Genomic DNA, 22,507 nt, shown 5'->3' on the forward strand with positions numbered 1-22,507 from the left:
CGTACCTTGCTGCTACGTATACGTACTAGCCGGGCGGCAAGTAAGTACCCCTGAACCACCGCCCTGTCCCGGGGGAGGAAAACGGTCATGTCCCAGACCGAAGTCGCCACACCGTCGTCGCCGGAGCCGTCCGGCGACAAGGCGGCCGCGACGGGCGGCGGGCCGCGCCAGCGCAGCGTGCGCGTGGTCATGGTCGGTCTGCTGATCGCCATGCTGCTCGCGATGCTCGACAACATGATCGTCGGCACCGCGATGCCGACCATCGTCGGCGAGCTGGGCGGCCTGGACCACCTGTCCTGGGTCGTCACCGCCTACACCCTGGCCACCGCCGCCTCCACCCCCATCTGGGGCAAGCTCGGCGACATGTACGGCCGCAAGGGCATCTTCCTCACCTCGATCGTGCTGTTCCTCGTCGGCTCCGCGGCCTCCGGCATGGCGCAGAGCATGGACCAGCTCATCGCCTTCCGGGCCTTCCAGGGCCTGGGCGCCGGCGGTCTGATGGTCGGCGTGATGGCGATCATCGGCGAGATGATCCCGCCCCGCGAGCGCGGCAAATACCAGGGCATGATGGCCGGCGTCATGGCCATCGCCATGATCGGCGGCCCGCTGGTCGGCGGCTCCATCACCGACAACTGGGGATGGCGCTGGAGCTTCTACATCAACCTGCCGATCGGCGTCATCGCCCTCGCGATGGTCACCATCGTGCTGCACCTGCCCAAGAAGCGCAGCCAGGGCCGTATCGACTACTGGGGCGCCGCCCTGCTCACCGTCGCGATCACCTCGCTGGTGCTGCTGACCACCTGGGGCGGCACGCAGTACGCCTGGGGCTCCGTCCAGATCCTCGGCCTGCTGGTGCTGGGCCTGGCCGCGCTCGGCGGCTTCGTCTACGCCGAGACCCGCGCGCCCGAGCCGATCATGCCGCTGCGGATCTTCCGCAACGCGAACTTCTCGCTGATCTCGGGCGTCGGCTTCCTCGTCGGCTTCACGATGTTCGGCGCGATGACCTTCCTGCCGCTCTACCAGCAGACCGTCCAGGGCGCCTCGGCGACCAACTCCGGCCTGCTGCTGCTGCCGATGCTGCTCGCGATGATGGCCGTCTCGATGGTCGCCGGCCGGGTCACCACCTCCACCGGCCGCTACAAGATCTTCCCGATCGTCGGCGGCGCCCTGATCACCGTCGGCCTGTTCCTGCTGTCCACGATGGACGTCCACACCACCCGCTTCACCTCCGGCCTCTACATGGCCGTCCTGGGCGCGGGCATGGGCTTCATCATGCAGATCACCATGCTGATCGCGCAGAACAGCGTCGACATGCGCGACATCGGCGTCGGCTCCTCCTCCGCCACGCTCTTCCGCACGATCGGCGGCTCCTTCGGCGTCTCCCTCTTCGGCGCGCTGTTCTCCCACAAGATCCAGCACGGCATGGACTCCACCGCGGCCGGCGCCGCCGTCACGAAGGGCGGCGCCCAGCTCGACCCGGCGACCATCGCGAAGTTCCCGCCGGCGCTGAAGGACGCGTACTTCCACGCGGTGTCCTCCGGTACGCACACGGTCTTCCTGTGGGGCGCGGTGGTCAGCGTGATCGGCTTCGTGGCCGCCTGGTTCATCGTCGAGACCCCCCTGCGGGGCGCCGCCTCCAAGCAGTCCGACGCCGACGCCGACGCCGTCCCGGCGGCGGATGAGCCGGTGCTGATCGACGCGCTCTGACCTCCGGTCGGGGGTGCCGCCTCGGGGTTGCGGGCCCCGGTCCTCCGCGGCCCCTGCGGGCCTGACCGGCGCTCGCGGGGCTTGAAGCCGCCGCTGGCCCCGGCGGCCTTCGGGGGTATGGCGGCCCCCGAAGGCCGCCGTCGACCTGGTCGGGCCTCCGCGGGCCTGACGCTTTGCGGGCCTTGACTGGGCTGTGGCCTGACCGGCCACGCGAGCCTGGTCGGCCTCCGCGGGCCTGACGCTTCCGCGGGTCTTGACTGGGCTGTGGCCTCACCGGCCACGCGAGCCTCGTCCGGCCTACGTGGGCCTGGCGCTTCCGCGGGCCTTGAGTGGGCTCAGGCCGCCTCGGCCCCCGCGCCGCCGCGGTCGCCGTCGGCCTGGACCGGGCTGAAACGGCCGCACGGCCTTGAACCGGCCCCCTCCCGCCTTCGCCGGCCGGAGGGGGCCGGTGCCGTCGTGGGGCCCGCCATGGGCGCGAGTCCCGCGCAAGGCCGCCGCTGCCGGGTGGTCCCTTCATCACCCGGGTTCACCCGATGTCACCCGATCGAGCCCTTTGGGGTGGGTGCCCGGATGACGGGGTGCCGGGTCGGGCAGATTGTCCCCGACCGGGAGGGGTGGGGGATGAGCACGCGTCGGAGTCTGCTCGGGAGTGCCGCGGCGGCCGGCGCCATGACGTATCTGGGCCCCGGGCAGGCGGCCTCCGCCGCGGGCAGCCGCCCGGCGGCGCGTGCCGCGCTGGTCGCGATCGACACCGAGACGCAGCGGCACTACGACGCGCTCCGGGCCGAGGTGGCCAAGCGTCTCAGCCCCGTCATCGTCGTCCAGAACGACGAGCGCGGCGGTCTGTACACCCTGGTCCACCGCGGCCGGCGGGAGTCGGTGCACCCCGTTCCCGAGGTCTTCGAACTGGCCAAGTCGGTCGCCCACGCCCCGCTGGGCATCTACTCGATCATCGCGCCGCACCTGAGCCGCCGCGTCCCGCGCCTGCCCGGCTCCGCGCGGCTCGACCAGCACGACGTGGATATGGTGGCCTCCGAGGGGCCGGCCACGAAGTCGTGGACCGCCCCGCTCCGGACCTTCGGCGCCACCCTGGCCACCGCCCGGCAGCGGCTCGGCGCCGCGGACACGCCGCCGGAGCTGGCGGCGTCGAGCGCGCGGATCCTCGACGCGGCGCTGTCGTTCGTCGACACCTCGGTGCGGCGGGGCGCCGCCGACATGGCGTCCTTCGAGGGCTTCACCTCCCAGGTGAGCGACGCGATCGCCGTCACCCTCACGTATGCCGCTCGGGCGCAGATCAGCGGCGTCGAGGCCCTGATGACCCGCTGGCGGAGCCAGGTCGGTCCGGCGGACTGGCCGGGCCTCTACGTCGTCGTGCTGTCGCTGTGGACGACATCCGCCCCCAACCAGAACTCGCTCGTCGTCAAGCCCTTCCTGACCCCCGGCACAGCCGACTCCCACCTGATCGACCTCCCCACCGCCGGGCCCCCCACCGACCCGGTCGCCGTCGCCCTCGACAACCTGGCCCGCATTGTCCAGGACAACGTCGCGGCGGAAATGGTCTTCCCCACCACCCGCCCTCTGGCCGACGCACTGAAGGGCCGGGAAGACCTGCTGGCCCCGGCCATCCGCCACCAGCTCGCCTGCCCCTACCGGCTCCGGCCGTAGGCCCCCGCACGGCTGCGTCCCGCGACCGGCCCGGCGGAGGGGCGTACGGCTCAATCCCAGCCGTGCAGGGATACGGCGGGGCCGTCTGCCAGATAGTTGCGCAGGGTGTCGGCGGTGCTGGGCACGAATTCCGCCGGGAGGGCGTCGACCGGGGTCCAGCGGACCTGGGCGTGCTTGTGCGGCTCCCGGTTCTCCGGTTCGCCCTGCCACTCGTGTGCGGCGAAGACGACGGTCAGGAAGCCGTTGGGGGACTCGACGCCCCAGGCGCCGTGCACGACGTGCGCCAATTCCAACGCCTCGGGCCTGACGACCAGCCCCGTCTCCTCCCGCAGCTCGCGCACCGCCGTGGCGGTGACCGGCTCGCCGGGCTCGCTCTTGCCGATCGGCAGGTCCCACAGCCCCTGCCCGTACTTGGCGCCCTCGCCGCGTTGCAGCAGCACCACCCGCCCGCGGTCCCGGTCATGCACGATGACGGCCGCGGCCAGCAACGTCATCGATCCCACGGCGGGCACGAGCGCCCGCTCCCGACCCGTTTCAGAGCGAATCCCGCACCGCCTCGAAGATGTCCGCGTCCGTCTCCCGCTGCCAGCCGGGCAGGTCCTCCGAGCCGGCGACATAGCCGGGCGTCGGCTCCCCGGCGAAGTGCTTACGGACTCCGCTGATCCACGCTTCGCGGAAGATGCGACCGGGTTCGTCAGCCACGTTCAGACTCCTTGCGTCGTCAAGCGGTCTCACCCGACGCGGGCGATCAGCAGGTCGTATGTCTCGTCGCCGTTGCGGTACGGGCCCGCGTAGCGGTAGCCGAGGCGGTTGTAGAGGGCGCGGCCGCGGGTGTTGGCGGGGCTGACGAGGAGGGACGTCCAGCGGGGGGAAACGGCCTGGACGAGGGCGTGGTGGAGGCGGGTGCCTATGCCGTGGGACTGCCAGCCCGGGCGGACGGCACCCTCACACAGGCCCATCAGGTTCTCGCGGGCCTCGGCGGGGATGTGGGGGAGAAGCTCCTCGCCGTACCAGTATTCGGCGGAGCAGGGGAAACCGTAGCCGAAACCGATCAGGGTGCCTGCCTCGTAAGCGGCCGCCAGGGTGAAGCCGCCGTGCCGGAAATGGCCGTTGATCTGTCGCCGGAAGGTGTCGACACCGCGAGTACGGCCGTCCTCGCCGTTCGCACTGAATTCCGGATGAGCGTCGGCCCAGATATCGGCCAAGGCGTCGACCAACGGCTGGGTCTGGCTGATTCCGTGGACTCGGACGATCGTCTCGTTCCCGCGCGTGATCGGCTCCACGCCGTACCTCCTCATGCGATGCCTAGGGCGTGGTAATCGGTCAGCCACGCAGCAACTGCCGGCACCCGCACGTGGCGTTGCAGAGCGGCCTCAATGTCTCGCACGGCATTGATCAACCGACGGGACTGCACTTGCGGCAGGTAGGACAGGGCTTCGTCGGAAGCCCGTAGGGCGTTGTCCAGGTCGGGGCGTTCGCGTTTGGCGTTCTGCACGGCGATGTCAGCGGTGTAAAGGGCGCGGCTGCGGGTGAACCCCCGGCCGGTCAGCAGCACGGCCTGCTCGGCGCCGTAAGCCGCACGCTCGTGCTGCCCGAGGTCGGCGCGGCACAAGGACTCCAGTCCGACGAGTTCGGCGGGGGTGAAGAAGCCCAGCCACGCCGGGTCGCTGTCACGCGGGCCCTTCTCGAACTGGGTATGCGCGTCGACGATGGCCGCGTCGCACGCGCACCGGTCGCCGAGGAAGGCCCATCCACCCGCTTCCCGCATCGCGAACAGCGCCTGCATCCGGGGAGAGCCGAGCGACCTCGCGATGCCGCGCGCGACCTGGGCCGCGCTCACTGCCTCCCTCGGTCGCCCGCTCTCCCTCGCCAGGCGGGACAGGCAGCCGAAACTCCGTGCTTCCAGCACCGGGTCGGCGGCCAATCGCGCTGCGGTCAGGGACTCGGTGAACAGTGAACGAGCGTCGTTGTGCCGACCCGCGTCGAAGGCCAAGTTGCCAACCGCGACGGTCAGTTCCCCGGTCGCCGAGCGCAGGAGCCGTCCGGTCGACTCGCTGAACTGTCCATGGCGCAGCCAGCCGTGCGCCGCGTTCAGGGACTTCTCGGCCTCGTGGTGCATCGCGGTGGAGCCGTGGTCGCGGACATGCGAGCTGATCGCCGCGGTCGACGCCAGGACTTGGCGGACCTCGCGCATACCCATCCGGCGGCCGGACTGACGAGGCCTCGGATCGCCCATGGCGATGCCGGTGACCGATCCGGCCCCGTCACGGAGGAACGTGCGGCGTTCCACGTCGGTGTCATCCGCCCTTCGTGCGTACGGCCGCGTCGGGATGACGGGGACCGCGGCCGCCGGCGCCCGGCGGGTGGCGAATCCGAGGTCGGCCAGAGAGCGGCCGGTGATCTCGTGGAGGACCCGCTCATAGACAGGGCGGGGGCTGGCGACCTCGCCGCGCTCCCAGGCCGCGATGAGGCGTGCGGTGCATCCGGTGTTCTCGCCCATCGCCGCCGCCGTCGCGTTGACGTGGCGGGCGAACTCCTCGCGGCTCATGCGGAACTGCGTTTCCCGCACGTCGCGGACGACGGTGTTGGGCCTGGCGTCTGCGGACATCTCGACTCCGGCGCTGCAGCTCTTGGACGTTCCGAACGTAGCTCCTGGAGCGACGTGTTGGAGGCTGCATGCCCGTCCGGGGCGAATCCGATGCGTGAATTGCATCGTTCTTACATGCCGGTGGCCACGCGGTCGCCCGGCGGCCTCCGCTTTTCTCGATGACAGAAGAACCGGAGCCCGGGCTCTTTTCGGAACGGAGATCGCACCATGTCGAGCGCCACTGTCGTGCCCCGCACCCGGCCGTACATGAGGGCGCGACATCAGGTCGCCCTCGGCCTTCGGCTCGAATTCGCGGAGGTCGGCCGCGCACGGCGCGAAGTGCGTGACTGCCTGGTCGCCTGGCGTCGTGACGAGGCCGTGGACTCGGCGCTGCTGGTGGTCAGCGAGCTGGTCGGCAACGCGTTACGGCACGCGCCGAACTCGGTCATCGGCCTGACCGTGACGGCAGGTGGTGGCGAGGTGCTTGTCGAGGTGCGCGACGGATCACGTAAGCCTCCCGTCATGGAGCCGCACCCCGATCCGTACAGCGAGACCGGCCGTGGCCTGCCACTCGTACATGCCCTGTCCCGCGACTGGGGCTGGGCCCCGCACGAGGACGGCACGAAGACCACCTGGGCGGTGCTGCCCGCCCTGGAGCGCGAGCCGGCATGACCACCACCCCCTCGTACCTCAGCGGAAGAGACCCGGCCTCCCCCCGGCCGGGAGGCCCCGGTTCGACTCCGGGCGAGGGGACTTTCGCCAACGACCGGTACGGAAGGACCCGTATGACCACCTTCGTCCCCGACCTCTTACCCGTGTGCGGCGCCCGCCGCCGGCTCCCGGATCGGCTCGCCGCCGCCGCGGAGGCGCTGGCGCCGCCGGATACGGGGGAGCCCTCGCAGGCGGACCGCGACCTGCGGTGTGTGCTCCAGGCGCACACCGCCGGGGACCACCACGCGTACGTGATGCACCTCGACGGCCCGGACACCGGCTCGGTGTGGGTCCGCTGGGGCCACGCGGAGGGACCCCTGGGCCTCGTCGTCCTGCCCGACTGCCGGGCGCTCGCGCCCGAACCGCTGGACGAGGCCTGCTGCCAGTACGCCGAGCACCCCGGCGGCCACTGCTACGAACTCACCGACCCCTGGCAGCCGTAGGAGCCATCGATGCGTGCCCTTCCGCTACGTCCCACCTTCGTCTGGCTGGAAATCACCGGCTTTTGCAATCTCAACTGCCGCCACTGCTACGCCAACTCGTCCCCACAGGGGACGCACGGCGATATGACCGGCGCCGACTGGCTGCGGGTGATCGATGAGTTGAACGGAATGGGGGTGCGGGACGTGCAGTTCATCGGGGGAGAGCCGACGCTGCACCCCGGCCTGCCGGGCTTCGTGCGGCGTGCGCGCCGGCACGACATGCGGGTCGAGGTGTTCAGCAACATGACGCATCTGCGGCCCGAGGTCTGGGAGGTGCTGCGACTGCCCGGTGTCCGGCTGGCGTTCAGCTACTACAGCGATGACGCGGGCGATCACGACGAGGTGACCGACGCTCGCGGCGCGCACGCCCGCACCCGGACCAACGTCGAACGGGGCAGGGCCCTGGGGATCGAGATGCGCGGCAGCGTGATCGACGTCATCCACGGCCAGCGCGCGCGGGGTGCGGAGCAGGAACTGCTGCAACTCGGGATCCGTGACGTCCGCACCGATCGGATCAGGCCCTTCGGGCGCGGGGCGGGCGGCGCGTACCCGGACGTCAGCGGGTTGTGCGGTATGTGCGGCCGGGCCAAGTTCGCGATCTCACCTGACGGTTACGTGTGGCCGTGTGTATTCGCCCGCTGGATGAACCTCGGCAATGTGCATGAGCAGAGCCTCCAGGCGATCTACGGCGGCGTTGCCATGCGTGCGGCGAGGGCGGAGTTGGAGGCGGTGTTTCCCGCAAGCGCGGTGCGCGCGGGACCGACCTGCCTGCCGGACTGCAACCCCGCCTTCGAGACCTGCGGCCCGCAGACCGTCTGCGCCCCCGATGCCTCCTGCGGCCCGACCGCCGACTCGTCGCGTCCGGCGCCGAGCCGGTCCGTGCGCTACTACAACCCGGGGGTCTCGGGCACGGGGTGCTGACGCCCGCGGGCGCGTGGCCGTAGCGTGGCGGGCATGCTCGAAGAGTCGACTGCCCTCTATCTGGCCCGCCGCGACGCCTATGCCGCGTTCCTGACCGCCGCCGACGCCGAGTCGCATGTCGCCTGGTTCCGCGAGGACGGCCGGTATCCCGACGAAGCCGCGGCGGTCGCGGCCGTGGACCGGGCGTATGCGGTGACGCGGGCCGCGTTCAACGTCATCGAGGTGGAGGGCGTCGGGCCGGCCGCGCAGGGCAGGACGCTGCTGGAGCGGCTGGCCGCGCTGCACAAAGACGGCGGGGCGCGGCCGGACTGGAAGGACGTCAAGCAGGCGCGTGAGGCCTTCGTCGGGGCGGCGCAGGACGCGTTGCGGGAACTGCGCGGCAGCGGCTGAGATGACGCACGGCCTGTCGCCCGCCTTCGGGCGGAAAATCCGATTCGTCCGCCCCGTTACACAACCGATGGGTTGCTGTGCGCCCGCTGTGCGCTCGCGGTGGCGGAAGCCAGACATCCGCTCCGTAACTTCGGCCGAGCCGGGGGAGGCCCCCGGTCGCGACCGCGGCGGTACGCCGGGTCGCAGCGGCGGGAGCGGGGCGGAGGCACCATGGCGGCGAGCGGCGCGGTATTGGGGTTCGAGGAGTACGTGAGGTCCCGGCAGGACGCCCTGCTGCGGAGCGCCCGCCGGCTGGTTCCCGACCCGATCGACGCGCAGGACCTCGTGCAGACCGCGCTGGTGCGCACCTACCCCCGGTGGGACGGCATCGCCGACAAGACCCTCGCGGACGCGTATATGCGCCGGGTGATGATCAACACCAGGACCGAGTGGTGGCGCAGCCGCAAGCTGGACGAGGTGCCCACCGGGGAGCTGCCCGAGCGCAGCGTGGACGACGGCGCCGAGCAGCGCGCGGACCGCGAGATGCTGCGGGACGTGCTGACCGTGCTGGCGCCCAAGCAGCGGCAGGTCGTGGTGCTGCGCCACTACGGCCAGCTGACGACCGAGGAGACCGCACGCGTACTCGGCATGTCCACCGGTACGGTGAAGAGCACGCTGCACCGGGCGCTCGCCCGGCTGCGCCACGAGCTGGAGCACGGCAGCTACGGCTACTCGCGACCCGAGGTGGAGGAGGAGGCGATGTGCGCCGCGTAAGACCCGGTACGGCTGCGATGGGCGCGCTGACCTGCGCGTGCGTCGTGGTGACGGGCTGCGGTACGACCGGCACGGGTGCCCGCAAGGAGGGCCCGGCGCCGAGCCCCAGCGTGCGGCGGCCGGCCGACTCCGCCGCCGCCCCCGCCCTCGCCCGGGACCCGCGGGCGCTGGCCACCATGGTCCGCCGGGACAGCAGCGTCAGCCAGGACGTACGCGAGGACCTGACGCCCTGCTCGGGCGACGACTACCCGGTGGCCACCGACGCCGGCGACCTGACCTCGGGTGACGGCCCGGACCTGGTGGTCAACGTCACGACCTGCGGCAACGGCCTCGGCGTGGCCGCGTACGTCTACCGTATGGTGAACGGCAAATACCAGAACGTCTTCGCCGACGAGCGGCCACCGGTGTACGGAAGCGTCGAGGACGGGCAGTTGCAGATCATCCACGAGGTGTACAAGGTGGACGACCCGGTGTCGTACCCGACCGGGCAGGAATCGGTGCTGTACGCGTGGCGCGACGGCCACTTCGTGCAGGTCGCGCGCAGCTACGCCGACTTCGGGGCGCGGACGCCGACCGTACGGCCCGAGCCGACGTCCACGGAGCCGGCGCCGCGGCCCGACTCCGACCCGCTGGACCCGGATCTGCCGACCGCCTCGGCGTCCGCCGCGGCTCCCGGAGGCCGTTGACTCCCCATGGCCGCCACCCACGTCCTCTTCGTCGAGGACGACGACGTCATCCGCGAGGCCACCACGCTCGCCCTGGAGCGCGACGGCTTCCAGGTCACCGCCGCCCCCGACGGCCTGACCGGCCTGGACGCCTTCCGCGCCGACCGGCCCGACCTCGCGCTGCTGGACGTGATGGTGCCGGGTCTGGACGGGGTGAGCCTGTGCCGGCGGATCAGGGACGAGTCGACCGTGCCGGTCATCATGGTCTCGGCCCGCGCCGACGCCATCGACGTCGTGCTCGGCCTGGAGGCCGGCGCCGACGACTACGTCACCAAGCCCTTCGACGGCGCCGTGCTCGTCGCCCGTATCCGCGCGGTGCTGCGCCGCTTCCGCGCCAGCGCCGCCGACGACCCGCGGGACGACGCCCTGCTGTCCTTCGGCGACATCGCGATCGACCCGGAGGGCATGGAGGTCACCCGCGCCGGTGAACGCCTCGCCCTGACGCCCACCGAGATGCGGCTGCTGCTGGAATTCGCCGCCGCCCCCGGCACGGTGCTGTCCCGCGACCGGCTGCTGACCCGGGTCTGGGACTACGACTGGGGCGGCGACACCCGGGTCGTCGACGTGCACGTCCAGCGGCTGCGGGCCAAGGTCGGCCAGGACCGTATCGAGACCGTACGCGGCTTCGGCTACAAGCTGCGGGCCTGAGAGCCGATGGCTCTGCGGCTCACCCTGCGCTGGAAGCTCAGCGCCGCCATCGCGGTCGTCTCCGCGCTGGTCGTCGTCGCGCTGAGCCTGGTCGTGCACAACGCGGCCCGGGTCAGCATGATCAACAGCGCCAGGGACGTCCAGGACGAGCGCGTGCAGTCCGCGCTGCGGATCTACGAGACCAACGGCCGCCTCGTCTTCTACGCCGCCCTCAACGACCGGGCCCTGCCGACCGAGTTGAAGGACTACGCCGCCAAGGGCCAGCGCGCCACCTTCGTCCAGCAGACCCGCTCCGGCCTGGTCGTCTGGGCCGAGACGCCGGCCGGCGCCGGCAAGGTGCTGTCGCTCAAGACCGGCTTCACCGACCGCTACTCGGTTCTGATCGACCTCGACCGGACCCTGGTGCTCGGCTCGGTGGCCGTGGTCCTCGGCGGCACCGCCATCGGCGTCCTCGTCGGCGGGCGCATGTCGCGGCGGCTGCGGAAGGCGGCGACCGCCGCGCGCAAGGTCGCCGACGGCGACACGCAGGTCCGGGTGCGCGAGGCGATCGGCGGCCGGGGCCGCGACGAGACCGACGAGCTGGCCCGCGCCGTCGACGCGATGGCCGACGCGCTGCAATTGCGCCTGGAGGCGGAGCGGCGGGTCACCGCCGACATCGCCCACGAGCTGCGCACCCCGGTCACCGGCCTGGTCACCGCCGCCGAACTACTGCCCCCCGGCCGCCCCTCCGAGCTGGTACGCGACCGGGTGCACGCGCTGCGCACCCTGGTCGAGGACGTCCTCGAAGTCGCCCGCCTCGACGGCGCCGCCGAACACGCCGACCTCCAGGAGGTCGCACTCGGCGAGTTCGTACGCCGCCGGGTGCCGGTGCTGGCCCCGGACGCCGCCGTCACCGTCGCGGAGGACGCCGTCGTCCAGACCGACCCGCGCCGCCTGGAACGCATCCTCGGCAATCTCCTCGCCAACGCCGCCCGCCACGGCGCCGCCCCCATCGACGTCCTCGTCGACGGCCCCTTCGTGCGCGTCCGCGACCACGGCCCCGGCTTCCCCCCGGACCTGCTGCGCGAGGGGCCCAGCCGATTCCGCACCGGCTCCACCGACCGCTCCGGCGCGGGCCACGGCCTCGGCCTGACCATCGCCACCGGCCAGGCCCGCGTCCTCGGCGCCCGCCTCACCTTCCGCAACGCCCCGGCCGCGGACGGCGGCGGCGCGGTCGCGCAGCTGCTGCTGCCGCGCTGAGCGGTCCCTCAAGGGCGCCCAGCCGGAAAGGCCGCCTCGGACACCCGCACGGAGCGGGCAGGTCAGGCCGGGAGGCGGTAGACCCCGTGGGCGAGCGGCTCGACCAGGCCGTCCTCGACCAGGCCGTCCAGAGCCCTGGCCCGCTGCACCGGCTCGTGCCACACCGCGTCGAGGGCCGCCTGCGGCACGGGGCCGGGGGAGGCGCGCAGCACCGCCAGGAGGCGGCCGCGGACCTGGCGGTCGGTCCCGGCGTAGGTCTGGCCGCGCCGCGGCGGCCCCTCGTGCGGCGGCGAACCCGCGAGCCGCCACGCGCACAGCGCCGCCACCGGGCACTGCCCGCACTGCGGGGAGCGGGCGGTGCACACCAACGCGCCCAGCTCCATCGTCGCCGCCGCCCAGCGCGCCGCGGTCGCCTCGTCGGCGGGCAGCAGGGACGCCGCCGTACGCCGCTCGGCGGCCGTCGTCGCGTTCGGCGGGTGGGCGACACCGGTCACCACCCGCGCGAAGACCCGCCGCACGTTCGTGTCGAGCACCGTGTGCCGCCGCCCGTACGCGAACGACGCGACCGCCGCCGCCGTGTACTCCCCGACGCCGGGCAGCGCCAGCAGCTCCGCGTGCTCGTGCGGCACCTCGCCGCCGTGCCGCTGCGCTATCGCGCCGGCCGCGGCGTGCAGCCGCAGGGCCCGGCGCGGATAGCCGAGCCGGCCCCACGCTCTGACCGCCTCGCCGGGCGACTCGGCGGCCAGGTCGGCGGGGCGCGGCCAGCGGGCCAGCCACTGCTCGTGCACCGGCAGCACCCGGGCCACCGGGGTCTGCTGGAGCATGAACTCGCTGACCATCACCGACCAGGCGCCCGCGTCCGGGCGGCGCCAGGGCAGGTCGCGGGCGTGCGCGCCGAACCAGTCGATGACCAGGTCGTGCAGCACGGCCGCGCGCGGGGAGGCGGTGACGGACGCGGGCTCGGGGGCGGGCCGCTCGGTGGCGTCGTGCTCGGGGGTGTGGTGGAGGTCTGTGCTCATCGCCTCGCGATCCTCGCACACGCCACCCACAGCGACCGGCCGCCGACGTAAAGGTGATCATCGGCAAAGAGCGGGCACCGAGCGGCGGGTGTTGCGACGGCACACGGGTGATCTCCCCTAGAGTTCGGGTGTGGGCTCGTTGCGCAATCCCGTCGGACCTCTCCCGTCGTCCATCTACTGGCGGCGGCGCGTCGTGGTGTTCGCCCTCGTGGCGCTGATCGCCGTACTGGTGGCCTGGGCGGTGACCTCGGGCGGCGGCGGAAGCGGCAAGGGCTCCTCCGCGCCCAGCGGTTCGCGCTCCCCGGCGGCGACCATCACCGCGGGGCCCGCGCCGAGCGGCACCCATATCAGCGGGCGCCCCGGCGGCCGCGACACCGCCCCCGCGGACGGCGGCGCAGGCTCCAGCGGCGGTACGGGCGGGGGCTCGGACGCGGGGAGCGACGCCGGTGCGGGCGACGGCACTTCGGCGGGCACGTCCGCCGGTACGACCACCGGCACGTCCACCGGCTCGTCCGCGGGTGCCACGGACGGCACGTCCGCGGGTACGTCCGGCGGGGCCGGCGCGGGTACGGGCTCGGGCGGCGACCAGGTCCCGGTCGGCTCGACACTGCCCAACTGCGCCCCCGGCACGGTGACGTTGTCGCTGACCAGCGCCCAGAACGCGTACGCGCCCGGCGAGAACCCGGTCTTCCAGCTGCACGCCGCCAACTCCGGTTCCGTCACCTGCAAGCTGGACTTCGGCCCGCGCAGCGCGGTCTTCACCGTCACCAAGACGCCCGACGACAGCCACGTATGGGCGACGGACGACTGCCCGGGCAACGCGTCGCCGTATCTGCTCCAGGTGCCCGCGCACGGCACCACCACCTACACGCTGCGCTGGAACGGTAGGACCAGCTCCCCGCACTGCGCCGCCCCCAAGGGCGCGCAGGCCGCGCCCGGCAACTACCTGGCCCAGGCCCAACTGCCGGGCTTCGGCGCCAAGAGCGTGCCGTTCGTGCTCACACAGGACTGACGGGGGGCCGGCCCGCGGGCCGTTGGGCCTGCAGGCCGGCCGCTACACGTACCGTTCGAGGATCGAGGACTCCGCCAGCCGCGACAGGCCCTCGCGGACCGAGCGGGCGCGGGCCTCGCCGACGCCGTCGACCGCCTGGAGGTCGTCCACGCTGGCGGCGAGCAGCTTCTGCAGGCCGCCGAAGTGCTCCACCAGCCGCTCGATGACCGTGTTCGGCAGCCGCGGCACCTTCGCCAGCAGCCGGTAGCCCCGCGGCGACACCGCCGAGTCCAGCGACTCGGGCGAGCCCGTGTAGCCCAACGCCCGTGCCACCGTGGTCAGTTCGATCAGCTCGCCCTGCGGCAGGGTGTCCAGGTCGGCCATCGCCTCGCCGACCGTACGGCTGCGCTTGGCCGTCGGCTCCGGCACGTAGTCCCGGGCCACCAGCTCGCGTTCGGGCTCCACGCCCGCGATCAGTTCGTCCAGTTGGAGCGACAGCAGCCGCCCGTCGGTGCCCAACTCCACGACATACTCGGCGATCTCGGTGGCGATCCGGCGCACCATCTCCAGCCGCTGCGCCACCGCCGTGACGTCGCGGACCGTGACCAGGTCCTCGATCTCCAGTGCCGACAGGGTGCCCGCCACCTCGTCCAGCCGCAGCTTGTACCGCTCAAGGGTGGCCAGCGCCTGGTTGGCGCGGGACAGGATCGCCGCCGAGTCCTCCAGGACCCGGCGCTGCCCGTCCACGTACAGCGCGATCAGCCGCATCGACTGGCTGACCGACACCACCGGGAAGTTGACCTGCCTGCTGACCCGGTCCGCGGTGCGGTGCCGGGTGCCGGTCTCCTCGGTCGGGATCGTCGGGTCGGGCACCAACTGCACGCCGGCCCGCAGGATCTTGGTGATGTCCTTGTCCAGGATCAGCGCGCCGTCCAGCTTGCACAGCTCGCGCAGCCGGGTCGCGGTGAATTCCACGTCGAGGACGAACCCGCCGGTGCACAGCGACTCCACGGTCTTGTCCATGCCCAGCACGATCAGGCCACCGGTATTGCCGCGCAGGATGCGCTCCAGGCCGTCGCGCAGGCCCGTGCCGGGCGCGACCGCGCTCAGCGACGCGCGCATCAGCCCGCCGTCCTGGCCGGTGCCGGACCTGCTGGCGGAGTCCGCCGCTGCCTTGCGGGCCGGGGCGGCGCCTGCCCGGTCGTTGGCTGCCACTGCGTTCCTCCGGTCGGTGCGGTTTGGAGTGAGTTTACGTCGTCCGCGCCGCGGGCCGCCGATCGCCGGCGTGCGCTCCCTCCACCGCCCTACGCCACGACTACCCGGAAGCCTTCCCCCGGGACGCCCTCGCAGGCAGCGCGCGCAGGGCGTCACCGATGTCCGAGACCTCGATCACCCGCATCCCGGCCGGCACCTTGCCAGGGTCGGTCGGCACCAGCGCGTGCGTGAAACCGAGCCTCGCCGCCTCGGAGAGCCGGCGCTGCACCCCGGTGACCCGGCGCACCTCGCCGGCCAGCCCCACCTCGCCGATCGCCACCAGGTTCTTCGGCAGCGGGGTGTCGATCGCCGCGCTGGCCAGCGCCAGCGCCACCGCCAGGTCGGCGGCCGGCTCGGTCAGCTTCACCCCGCCCACCGTCGCCGTGTAGATGTCCTGCTTCCCGATCGCCTTGATCCGGCCGCGCTGTTCGAGCACCGCCAGCATCATCGACACCCGGGAATTCTCCAGGCCGGACGTCGTACGCCGGGGCGACGGGATCTGGGTGTCCACGGTCAGCGCCTGCACCTCCGCGACCAGCGGCCGCTTGCCCTCCAGCGTCACCGTCAGGCACGTGCCCGGCACCGGCTCGTCGCGCCGGGTCAGGAACAGGCCCGAGGGGTCGGCCAGGCCCGTGATGCCCTCGTCGTGCAGCTCGAAGCAGCCGACCTCGTCGGTGGCCCCGTATCTGTTCTTCACCCCGCGGATCAGCCGCAGCCGCGCGTGCCGGTCGCCCTCGAAGCTCAGCACCACGTCCACCAGGTGCTCCAGCAGCCGCGGCCCGGCGATCGTCCCGTCCTTGGTGACGTGGCCGACCAGCAGCGTGGCCATCCCGCGCTGCTTGGACGCTCTGATCAGGGCGCCCGCGACCTCCCTGATCTGCGCCACGCCGCCCGGGGCGCCGTCGATCTCCGGCGACGCCACGGTCTGCACCGAGTCCAGCACCAGCAGCGACGGCTTGACGTCGTCCAGATGCCCGAGCACCGCCGACAGGTCCGTCTCGGCCGCCAGATAGAGGTGGTCGGCGAGCGCGCCGATACGGTCCGCCCGCAACCGCACCTGCGACGCCGACTCCTCACCCGTGACATACAGCACCGGGCTCTGCGCGCTGGACGCCTTCGCCGCCACGTCGAGCAGCAGCGTGGACTTCCCGACTCCCGGCTCGCCCGCCAGCAGCGCCACCGCGCCCGGGACCAGGCCGCCGCCCAGCACCCGGTCCAGCTCGGGCACCCCCGTCGAGCGCGCGGTCGCCTGCCGCCCGTCGACCTGCCCGATCGGCCGCGCCGGCGCGCTCACCCGCCCGGGGGCCGTGGTGCGCACGGCCGACACGCCCCCGTACTCCTCCACCGTCCCCCACGCCTGGCACTCGCCGCACCGGCCGAGCCACTTGACGGTGGTCCAGCCGCACTCGGTGCAGCGGTAGGAGGGACGGTCCTTCGAGGCGGGCTTGCGGGTGGCCATGGCGCCACCGTAGCGGTCGGGTACGACAGCCGTCCCTGGCCCTCGGCGCGGGGCAGGGCGCGTACGGGGGCGTGCGACGCGCGGTTCGAGCGTGCGCGCGCGTATTCACTCGTATGAACGGAGGAAGTGTCCCCTTTCGGGGCGCATCATTACCCATAAGGATTAATGGCCGCGAGGACGCCTGAAGCCGGGGCGGTCGCGGGCCTACCGTCGCCCGGTGATGAGCAGGCAGGAGACCCCCACCCCCTCCCCGCAGACGACCGGCGCGCATCGCAGGCACCGGGCGGCCGGGTCGAGCCGCTCGGCTGCGCGGGCGGCCGCCCGTTCCGGTTCCTCCGGGCCCTCCGGCGACGGCCGGGAGCGTGACGGCGTGCGCCGCCGGCCGCAGGGCACCCTGCCGATGGTGCCCCCCGCGCACTACGAGCCGTACCTCGACGGCCTGTACACGTACTGCCTGTCCGTCCTGTGCGAGCACGACGCCGCCGCCGGCGCCCTCGGCGAGGTCATCGCGCTGGCCGAACGCCAGCGCTCCCGGCTGCGCGACCCCGCGCTGCGGCGCCCCTGGCTCTACGCGCTCGCCCGCTGGTCCTGCCTGCGCCGCCTCGCCGCCGGCACCCCGCTGGCCCCCGTCCGCGCCGCGACCTCCGTCGCCGACCAGCGGGCCGCCCAACTGGCCGCCCTGGCCTGGCCGGAGGCCGCCGGCACCACGCCGGAGCAGCGCGAGGCACTGGAATTGGCGGTACGCCACCAGTTGCCGCCGCACGAGGTCGCGGCGGTCCTCGGCCTCGAAACCGACGCGGCCCGCGGCCTGCTGGCCCGCGCCGCCTGCGAGGTCGAGCGCACCCGGGCCGCGCTCGCCGTCGTCGACACCGGGCACTGCGCCTCGCTGGCCCGACTCGCCGCGGACACCAAGGTCCTGCTCGGTCCGGCGCTGCGGGACGAACTCGTACGCCACGTCGACGAATGCACCCTGTGCCGGCGTACGGCCGAGCGCGCCGTCGCCGCCGGGCCGTGGCCCGGCGCCACCGCGGACGCCACCGCCGTGCTCGCCCTCATCGAGGCGCCCCGCGCCGCCGCCTGCGCCGCACTGCTGCACGCCATGGAGGCCGGGGCCGGCCGCAGCCGCGAATGCACACCCCGCTTCGACCGGCGCGGCTTCCCGCTGGACCTGAAGGACCGGGCGGCGCGGCGGGCCCAACTGCGGCACCGGGCCCTGACGACCACGGTCGTCGCGGCCGTCGTCGCCGCACCCGTGCTGGCGGTCTGGGCCGCCTACCGCGCGACGCCGCTGGGCGGCGACGACGCCCACCACGGCCCAGGGCGGGCCGCGGCCGGGGCTCCCGACGGGGTGGGTTTCCCCTACGAGAAGGCCGGGGCCGCGCACCCCGGGCCTTCGGACGCCGGCAGGCCTGCCGCGCCGACGCCGCCGGGCGAGGCGGACGTCACCGCCGTGACGGTGACCCCCTCCGGTGCGCCGTCCCCGTCACCGGGCGCGGGCCACCTGACGGTGACGGCAGCCCCCGCCGCCGGCCGCACCCTCGTGACGCTCACGGCGAGCGGCTCCGCCGATGTCCACTGGTCCGCGACGACCACGGCCGGCTGGCTCCGCCTGTCCGCGACGTCGGGCGTCCTGCACCCCGGCCAGTCGGCCACCCTCTCGATCAGCGTGGTCCGCTCCCTGGCACCCGCCGGCTCCTGGACCGCCTCCGTGACCTTCGCCCCGGCCGACACCACACTGATCCTCCGCGGCTCCCACCGCCGCTCCGTCCCGCCGCCCACCGATCCCCCGCCGTCGAGCCCCCCGCCGACGTCCACCACCCCGTCCCCGACCCCGCCGCCCACCACCCCGCCACCGACGACGGAACCTCCCACGGACACCCCGACCCCTTCCGCGACGGCCACGTCTCCCTGACCGGGGGCCGACCCGCCCACCCGGCACCGGGAGAGCGGCGGGCGCGGCCGGGTCACCCGGGGCCCGGGTTCCGTCCGAGGCGGGACGCGCTGCCTGCGCCGCGGGCGGCCCGACAGGGCGCTTGGCCGAGCGGGGTCCGCACCGGCCGTCTTGCCGCGGCTCGGCCTGCGGCCGTCCCGGCTCCGTCAGGAGTGCTCGGTGTCGATGACGCAGAAGCGGTTGCCGTCGGGATCGGCGAGGACCACGAAGTCGGGGTCGTCGGGATAGAGGTCCCAGTCGACGCGCTCGGCCCCCAGGGACACCAGGCGCTCGACTTCGGCCGCCTGGTCCCGCGCGTCCCCGGCGTAGAGGTCCAGATGGATCCGCGGATGCTCCTGGACCGGCGTCTCGCTGAAACCGAGCGCCAGTTGCACCCCGGCTCCTGCCGGAGGTTCCAGGACCACCCAGTCGTCGTCCTTCTCCTCGCGCGGGACGTATCCCAGGGCCGCCGTCCAGAACGCGGCCGCACGGGCCACGTCGGAGACGCCCAGCACCACCGAACCGACTTTCAGCATGCGCCGATTCTCGCGCACGGCGGCGGGCCGGCAACAGCGGCCGCGGCTCCGTGGACGGCTAGAGCGCTGTCAGCACGCGCGGGCCCTGCTCCGTGACGGCGATGGTGTGCTCGATGTGGGCGGCCCGGCTGCCGTCGATCGTACGGAGGGTCCAGCCGTCCGCGGCGGTGACGTACGCGTCCTGGCCGCCGGACATCAGCATCGGCTCGATCGCGAGGGCCAGGCCCGGCTTGAGGGGGAAACCGCGGCCGGGGCGGCCCCGGTTGGGGACGTGCGGGTCCTCGTGCATGCGGCGGCCGATGCCGTGGCCGCCGAAGTCCGCGGGCATGCCGCAGCGCGCGGCACGCGCGACCTGGCCGATGGCGTGCGAGATGTCGCCGATGCGGTGCCCCGCGACGGCCGCCGCGATGCCGGCGTCGAGGGCCTTGCGGGTCGCCGCGATGAGGTCGAGGTCGGCGGCCCGGGCGTGGCCGACGGTGAAGGTGGTCGCGGCGTCACCGGTCCAGCCGTCGAGTTCGGCGCCGCAGTCGATGCTGACGAGGTCGCCGTCGCGCAGCCGGTAGTCGCCGGGGATGCCGTGGACGATCGCGTCGTTGACCGAGGCGCAGATCACGGCGGGGAAGGGGGTGGGCGCGAAGGGCGGGCGGTAGCCCAGGAAGGGTGAGCGGGCGCCGGCCTCGTTGAGCACGGTGCGGGCGGCCTCGTCGAGTTCGCGCAGCGACACCCCGACGCCCGCCGCCGCCTCGACGGCGGCCAGTGCCCGGGCGACGACCCGGCCGGCCTCGCGCATCGCGTCCAGGGCCGTGTCGGTCTTGATCTCCACCATGGTGGTCCTCCTCCAATTCTTATACCGGTATTAGTATCACGGCATGGTGAGAACTCCTTTGACCCCGTGGGAGCGCAGGCGCGGAGAGTGCTTCGGCGCGCTGCTGCGCGAGGCGCGCGGCGATCGCAGCATGGTGGAGGTCGCGGCGGCCGCCGGCGTCTCCGCCGAGACGCTCCGCAAGATCGAGACGGGCCGCGCCCCGACACCCGCCTTCTTCACGGTCGCCGCCCTGGCCGGAGCGCTGGGCCTGTCCCTGGACGTCCTGGTCACCGCCTGCGCTGAAGAAGCCGAGGCCGCGCAGGACGCGGCCGCACTGTCGGCGTGACGGCCCCGGGGGGCGGGGCGCCCGGCCGCCTGACGATCCGGGGCGTCCCCGCCGCCGCCCCGGGGGTGACGCGCGTACGCCTGCCGGCCGGATGCGGCCAGCAGGCCGGGCGGGTCCGGCACGGTCGTCCCGCCGGCGCCCGGAAGGACGCGGAGGTCAGGCCTGTCGGCCGGGTGCGGGGCCAGTAGGCCCGGCGGTCCGGCGCGGGCGCGCCGTCACCGGCGTTCGGGGACGACGCGCGCGTCGGACCCTGGGCTGCGGCGCGCAAGTCGCGCGCCCGGCGCCGGGTGGCGGCGAGGTCAGGACTTGTCGGCCGGGTGGGGGGCCACCAGGGGGAGGGACGTGGCGAGGCGGGCCTCGCAGGCGGCGGAGAGTTCGGCGTAGGCGGCCTCGCCCATCAGCTCGGTCAGCTCGGCGCGGTAGGAGGCGTAGACGGGCTCGCCGCCGCCGTGGGCGGAGGTCGCCGAGGTGCACCACCAGTGCAGGTCGTGGCCGCCGGGGCCCCAGCCCCGGCGGTCGTACTCGCCGATCGAGACGACCAGGACCCGGGTGTCGTCGGGCCGGTCGACCCAGTCGAAGGTGCGGCGGATCGGCAACTGCCAGCAGACGTCGGGCTTGGTCTCCAGCGGCTCGCGGCCCTCCCGCAGCGCCAGGGCGTGCAGCGCGCAGCCCTGGCCGCCGGCGAAGCCGGCCCGGTTGGAGAAGATGCAGGCACCGTCCACGACGCGGGTCTGCCGCTCGCCGTCCTCGTTCTCCTCGGCCCAGGAGCCGTCGGGACCGGTGCCGAGGCCGTGGAACTGCCAGCTGTCTGGTGTGAGGCGGCTCACATGCTCGGCGACCCGCTTCTCGTCGTCGTCGTCGGAGAAGTGCGCGCCCAGCGAGCAGCAGCCGTCGTCGGCCCGCCCGGCCACGATGCCCTGGCAGCCGCTGCCGAACACGCACGTCCACCGGGAGGTCAGCCATGTCAGGTCGCACCTGAAGACCTGCTCCTCGTCGGCGGGGTCGCCGAACTCCACCCACGTACGAGCGAAGTCGAGACCGGCCTCGTCAGCCGTCGCCACCGGTCCGGTCTGCTGTGCGCCCTTGCGGGCCTTCGCCTTTGCCACGTGCCCCAGCGTAAGACCGGAATGCGCCGAATACGGTCACGCACCTCCGCCCGGTCGCCTCGGACAGCTGCTTTCCCGCTGCGGGCAGCGGAGAAGGGAGGTCCGGTCCGGCGGTGGCCGACTGCCGACGCGGCGGTCTGTGACGCTGGCTACAGTGCTGCCCATGCGACTGGGAGTGCTCGACGTGGGTTCCAACACCGTTCACCTGCTGGTGGTGGACGCGCACCCGGGCGCGCGGCCGCTGCCGGCGTATTCGCACAAGGCGGATCTGCGGCTCGCGCAGTTGCTGGACAAGGACGGGGCGATCAGCGCGGACGGGGTCGACCTGCTGGTCGCGACGATCGCGGACGCGCTGCGGGTCGCGGAGGACAAGGGCGCCGAGGACGTGCTGCCGTTCGCGACGTCCGCGGTGCGGGAGGCGGCGAACGGCGAGGCGGTGCTGGCCCGGGTCGAGCAGGAGACCGGGGTGCGGCTGACGGTCCTGTCGGGGGAGGACGAGTCGCGGCTGACGTTCCTGGCGGTACGGCGGTGGTTCGGCTGGTCGGCGGGGAAGCTGCTGGTGCTGGACATCGGCGGCGGCTCGCTGGAGGTCGGCTACGGGATCGACGAGTACCCGGACGCGGCGGTGTCGCTGCCGCTGGGCGCCGGGCGGCTGACCGGCGGGTGGCTGCCGGGGGATCCGCCGAGCGCGCAGGACGTGCGCGGCCTGCGCCGGCATGTGCGGGCCGAGATCGCCAGGACGGTCGCGGAATTCGTCCGGCTCGGCCCGCCCGACCTCGCGGTGGGCACCTCGAAGACCTTCCGCCAGCTGGCCAGGATCGCCGGGGCCGCCCGCAGCGCGGAGGGGCTGTACGTGCAGCGGGTGCTGCGGCGGGGCGCGGTGGAGGAGTGGGTGCCGCGGCTGGCGGCGATGACGGCGCAGCGGCGGGCCGGGCTGCCCGGGGTCTCCGAGGGGCGGGCCGGGCAGCTGCTGGCGGGCGCGCTGGTGGCCGAGGGGGCGATGGACCTCTACGGGGTGGACGAGCTGGAGATCTGCCCGTGGGCGCTGCGCGAGGGTGTGATCCTGCGCAAGCTGGACGTGATGGCCGCGGACACCGCGGGGGCGGCGTCGGCCGGGGGCCTGGCGGGCGACACGCACGGCACTGTGGTCAACCCCACACCCGCGTCCACGCCTCCGGACGGCCGTGCGGGCGCCACAGTGGCCCGCCGGCCCGCCTGAGGCGACCGTACGCG

Annotated in this window: 24 protein-coding genes and 1 tRNA gene; 15 read left to right on the forward strand and 10 right to left on the reverse strand. The window is 73.6% G+C overall.

Annotation, left to right across the window (positions count from 1 at the left end; genetic code table 11):
- Positions 1-87: 87 nt before the first annotated feature.
- Together BUE44_RS27465 and BUE44_RS27470 are read left to right on the forward strand one after the other, a co-directional pair.
- Positions 88-1,707 carry an MDR family MFS transporter gene (locus BUE44_RS27465; protein ID WP_200804541.1) on the forward strand — a complete coding sequence of 540 codons (1,620 nt, stop codon included), beginning with the start codon at positions 88-90 and terminating at the stop codon, positions 1,705-1,707.
- A gap of 621 nt (positions 1,708-2,328) precedes the next feature.
- A complete protein-coding gene (locus BUE44_RS27470) occupies positions 2,329-3,372 on the forward strand; it encodes a hypothetical protein (protein ID WP_073501692.1) in 1,044 nt (347 codons plus the stop codon).
- Positions 3,373-3,422: 50 nt separating this feature from the next.
- On the opposite strand, the gene BUE44_RS27475 is transcribed toward BUE44_RS27470, so the two are convergent.
- Genes BUE44_RS27475 through BUE44_RS27485 form a run of 4 tightly spaced genes read right to left on the reverse strand, consistent with a single transcriptional unit; the run spans position 3,423 to position 5,980 of the window.
- On the reverse strand, positions 3,423-3,866 hold the full coding sequence (locus BUE44_RS27475) for an NUDIX domain-containing protein (protein WP_235002513.1): 444 nt from the start codon (positions 3,864-3,866) through the stop codon (positions 3,423-3,425).
- Positions 3,867-3,906: 40 nt separating this feature from the next.
- Complete coding sequence (locus tag BUE44_RS37625; RefSeq protein WP_159450307.1) at positions 3,907-4,074, reverse strand: hypothetical protein; 168 nt, start codon at positions 4,072-4,074, stop codon at positions 3,907-3,909.
- Positions 4,075-4,103: 29 nt separating this feature from the next.
- The gene (locus BUE44_RS27480) at positions 4,104-4,655 is read right to left on the reverse strand and encodes a GNAT family N-acetyltransferase (RefSeq protein ID WP_235002503.1); all 552 of its coding nucleotides are present in this window, start codon (positions 4,653-4,655) and stop codon (positions 4,104-4,106) included.
- Between the two features lie 11 nt (positions 4,656-4,666).
- Positions 4,667-5,980, reverse strand: coding sequence for a tetratricopeptide repeat protein (locus BUE44_RS27485; protein WP_073501694.1), 1,314 nt, complete (start codon positions 5,978-5,980; stop codon positions 4,667-4,669).
- Between the two features lie 207 nt (positions 5,981-6,187).
- Here BUE44_RS27485 and BUE44_RS27490 point away from each other — a divergent pair, with 207 nt between their 5' ends.
- The 9 genes from BUE44_RS27490 to BUE44_RS27530 all read left to right on the forward strand — a co-directional run bounded on the left by BUE44_RS27490 (position 6,188) and on the right by BUE44_RS27530 (position 11,828).
- On the forward strand, positions 6,188-6,631 hold the full coding sequence (locus tag BUE44_RS27490; RefSeq protein WP_073501695.1) for an ATP-binding protein: 444 nt from the start codon (positions 6,188-6,190) through the stop codon (positions 6,629-6,631).
- 7 nt (positions 6,632-6,638) lie between these two features.
- Positions 6,639-6,712 (forward strand) — tRNA-OTHER (locus tag BUE44_RS27495).
- 32 nt (positions 6,713-6,744) lie between these two features.
- Complete coding sequence (locus BUE44_RS27500; protein ID WP_079190129.1) at positions 6,745-7,113, forward strand: hypothetical protein; 369 nt, start codon at positions 6,745-6,747, stop codon at positions 7,111-7,113.
- Between the two features lie 9 nt (positions 7,114-7,122).
- Positions 7,123-8,073 carry a radical SAM protein gene (locus tag BUE44_RS27505; protein WP_073501696.1) on the forward strand — a complete coding sequence of 317 codons (951 nt, stop codon included), beginning with the start codon at positions 7,123-7,125 and terminating at the stop codon, positions 8,071-8,073.
- Positions 8,074-8,106: 33 nt separating this feature from the next.
- Positions 8,107-8,463 (forward strand): hypothetical protein, encoded by a 357-nt coding sequence (locus tag BUE44_RS27510; protein ID WP_073501697.1) that lies wholly within the window; start codon positions 8,107-8,109, stop codon positions 8,461-8,463.
- A gap of 210 nt (positions 8,464-8,673) precedes the next feature.
- Positions 8,674-9,216: a SigE family RNA polymerase sigma factor gene (locus BUE44_RS27515; protein ID WP_073501698.1), complete on the forward strand. Its 543-nt coding sequence runs from the start codon at positions 8,674-8,676 to the stop codon at positions 9,214-9,216.
- Positions 9,204-9,902: a hypothetical protein gene (locus BUE44_RS27520; protein WP_143172592.1), complete on the forward strand. Its 699-nt coding sequence runs from the start codon at positions 9,204-9,206 to the stop codon at positions 9,900-9,902. The genes BUE44_RS27515 and BUE44_RS27520 overlap by 13 nt, the downstream gene beginning before the upstream one ends.
- 6 nt (positions 9,903-9,908) lie before the next feature.
- Positions 9,909-10,589, forward strand: a complete 681-nt coding sequence (cseB, locus tag BUE44_RS27525) for a two-component system response regulator CseB (RefSeq protein WP_073501700.1) — start codon at positions 9,909-9,911, stop codon at positions 10,587-10,589.
- A gap of 6 nt (positions 10,590-10,595) precedes the next feature.
- Positions 10,596-11,828, forward strand: a complete 1,233-nt coding sequence (locus BUE44_RS27530; protein ID WP_073501701.1) for a sensor histidine kinase — start codon at positions 10,596-10,598, stop codon at positions 11,826-11,828.
- A 62-nt stretch (positions 11,829-11,890) separates the two neighbouring features.
- Here BUE44_RS27530 and BUE44_RS27535 read toward each other — a convergent pair whose 3' ends face one another.
- Complete coding sequence (locus BUE44_RS27535) at positions 11,891-12,847, reverse strand: HhH-GPD family protein (protein WP_073501702.1); 957 nt, start codon at positions 12,845-12,847, stop codon at positions 11,891-11,893.
- 130 nt (positions 12,848-12,977) lie between these two features.
- Between BUE44_RS27535 and BUE44_RS37630 the strand changes: the two genes are divergently transcribed.
- On the forward strand, positions 12,978-13,859 hold the full coding sequence (locus BUE44_RS37630; protein ID WP_073501703.1) for a hypothetical protein: 882 nt from the start codon (positions 12,978-12,980) through the stop codon (positions 13,857-13,859).
- Between the two features lie 42 nt (positions 13,860-13,901).
- Here the strand turns inward: BUE44_RS37630 and disA are convergent, their stop codons facing one another.
- Positions 13,902-15,053 (reverse strand): DNA integrity scanning diadenylate cyclase DisA, encoded by a 1,152-nt coding sequence (disA, locus tag BUE44_RS27545; protein WP_073501704.1) that lies wholly within the window; start codon positions 15,051-15,053, stop codon positions 13,902-13,904.
- A gap of 100 nt (positions 15,054-15,153) precedes the next feature.
- Positions 15,154-16,551: a DNA repair protein RadA gene (gene radA / locus BUE44_RS27550; RefSeq protein ID WP_073501705.1), complete on the reverse strand. Its 1,398-nt coding sequence runs from the start codon at positions 16,549-16,551 to the stop codon at positions 15,154-15,156.
- Between the two features lie 220 nt (positions 16,552-16,771).
- On the opposite strand from radA, the gene BUE44_RS27555 reads away from it, so the two are divergent.
- Positions 16,772-18,463: a BACON domain-containing protein gene (locus BUE44_RS27555; RefSeq protein WP_073501706.1), complete on the forward strand. Its 1,692-nt coding sequence runs from the start codon at positions 16,772-16,774 to the stop codon at positions 18,461-18,463.
- 185 nt (positions 18,464-18,648) lie between these two features.
- On the opposite strand, the gene BUE44_RS27560 is transcribed toward BUE44_RS27555, so the two are convergent.
- Together BUE44_RS27560 and map are read right to left on the reverse strand one after the other, a co-directional pair.
- Positions 18,649-19,017, reverse strand: a complete 369-nt coding sequence (locus BUE44_RS27560; protein ID WP_073501707.1) for a VOC family protein — start codon at positions 19,015-19,017, stop codon at positions 18,649-18,651.
- Between the two features lie 58 nt (positions 19,018-19,075).
- Positions 19,076-19,843, reverse strand: a complete 768-nt coding sequence (gene map, locus BUE44_RS27565) for a type I methionyl aminopeptidase (RefSeq protein WP_073501708.1) — start codon at positions 19,841-19,843, stop codon at positions 19,076-19,078.
- 43 nt (positions 19,844-19,886) lie between these two features.
- Between map and BUE44_RS27570 the strand changes: the two genes are divergently transcribed.
- Complete coding sequence (locus BUE44_RS27570; RefSeq protein ID WP_073501709.1) at positions 19,887-20,168, forward strand: helix-turn-helix domain-containing protein; 282 nt, start codon at positions 19,887-19,889, stop codon at positions 20,166-20,168.
- Positions 20,169-20,467: 299 nt separating this feature from the next.
- Here the strand turns inward: BUE44_RS27570 and BUE44_RS27575 are convergent, their stop codons facing one another.
- Positions 20,468-21,274, reverse strand: coding sequence for a hypothetical protein (locus BUE44_RS27575; protein WP_073501710.1), 807 nt, complete (start codon positions 21,272-21,274; stop codon positions 20,468-20,470).
- Positions 21,275-21,437: 163 nt separating this feature from the next.
- Between BUE44_RS27575 and BUE44_RS27580 the strand changes: the two genes are divergently transcribed.
- A complete protein-coding gene (locus BUE44_RS27580) occupies positions 21,438-22,493 on the forward strand; it encodes a Ppx/GppA phosphatase family protein (protein ID WP_079190132.1) in 1,056 nt (351 codons plus the stop codon).
- Positions 22,494-22,507 lie beyond the last annotated feature (14 nt).

The sequence above is a fragment of the Actinacidiphila paucisporea genome, assembly GCF_900142575.1.
In the GTDB taxonomy this organism is placed as follows: Bacteria; Actinomycetota; Actinomycetes; order Streptomycetales; family Streptomycetaceae; genus Actinacidiphila; species Actinacidiphila paucisporea.